The organism is Streptomyces sp. CNQ085, assembly GCF_022614595.1.
GTDB lineage: Bacteria > Actinomycetota > Actinomycetes > Streptomycetales > Streptomycetaceae > Streptomyces.
Genome location: NZ_JAJFAU010000181.1, coordinates 1 through 1,271 on the forward strand (window position 1 = coordinate 1; position 1,271 = coordinate 1,271).

The 1,271-nt window shown below is 73.6% G+C and carries 1 protein-coding gene; it reads left to right on the forward strand.

All coding sequences use genetic code 11. The features are described 5' to 3' along the window. Positions 1 to 9: 9 nt before the first annotated feature. A partial coding sequence (locus LJ221_RS21800; protein WP_241718436.1) for an acetyl/propionyl/methylcrotonyl-CoA carboxylase subunit alpha occupies positions 10 to 1,271 on the forward strand: 1,262 nt, incomplete at its 3' end.

The window sequence follows — 1,271 nt, forward strand, 5'->3', positions numbered from 1 at the left end:
GAAGCCATCGTGCGCAAGGTGCTCATCGCCAATCGCGGTGAAATCGCTGTCCGGGTCGCCCGGGCCTGCCGGGACGCCGGGATCGCGAGTGTGGCCGTCTACGCCGACCCGGACCGGGACGCGCTCCACGTGCGGGTGGCGGACGAGGCCTTCGCGCTCGGCGGTGACACTCCCGCCGCCAGCTACCTGGACATGGACAAGGTACTCAAGGCCGCGGCCGACTCCGGCGCGGACGCGGTCCACCCCGGCTACGGCTTCCTGTCGGAGAACGCCGAGTTCGCCCAGGCCGTCATCGACGCCGGGCTGACCTGGATCGGTCCGCCTCCGCAGGCCATCCGCGACCTGGGCGACAAGGTCGCCGCCCGCCACATCGCCCAGCGCGCCGGCGCCCCCCTGGTGGCCGGCACCCCCGACCCGGTGAGCGGCGCGGACGAGGTCGTCGCCTTCGCCAAGGAGCACGGCCTGCCGATCGCCATCAAGGCCGCCTTCGGCGGCGGCGGGCGCGGTCTGAAGGTCGCCCGCACCCTTGAGGAGGTCCCCGAGCTGTACGACTCCGCGGTGCGCGAGGCGGTGGCCGCCTTCGGCCGCGGCGAGTGCTTCGTGGAGCGCTACCTGGACCGGCCCCGGCACGTGGAGACCCAGTGCCTGGCCGACACCCACGGCAACGTGGTGGTCGTCTCCACCCGCGACTGCTCCCTGCAGCGCCGCCACCAGAAACTGGTCGAGGAGGCCCCCGCGCCGTTCCTGACGGCCGGGCAGAACGCCGAGCTGTACCGCGCCTCCAAGGCCATCCTGAAGGAGGCCGGCTACGTCGGCGCCGGCACCTGCGAGTTCCTCGTCGGCCAGGACGGCACCATCTCCTTCCTGGAGGTCAACACCCGCCTGCAGGTCGAGCACCCGGTCACCGAGGAGGTCACCGGCATCGACCTGGTCCGCGAGATGTTCCGCGTCGCCGACGGCGAACCGCTCGGCTACGACGACCCGCCGGTGCGCGGCCACTCCTTCGAGTTCCGCGTCAACGGCGAGGACCCCGGCCGGAACTTCCTGCCCGCCCCCGGCACCGTGACGAGGTTCGACCCGCCCACCGGCCCGGGCGTGCGCCTGGACGCCGGCGTGGAGTCCGGCAGTGTGATCGGCCCGGCCTGGGACTCGCTGCTGGCCAAGCTGGTCGTCACCGGCGCCACCCGGGCCCAGGCCCTGCAGCGCGCCGCCCGGGCGCTGGCGGAGTTCACCGTCGAGGGCATGGCCACCGCCATCCCCTTCCACCGCAC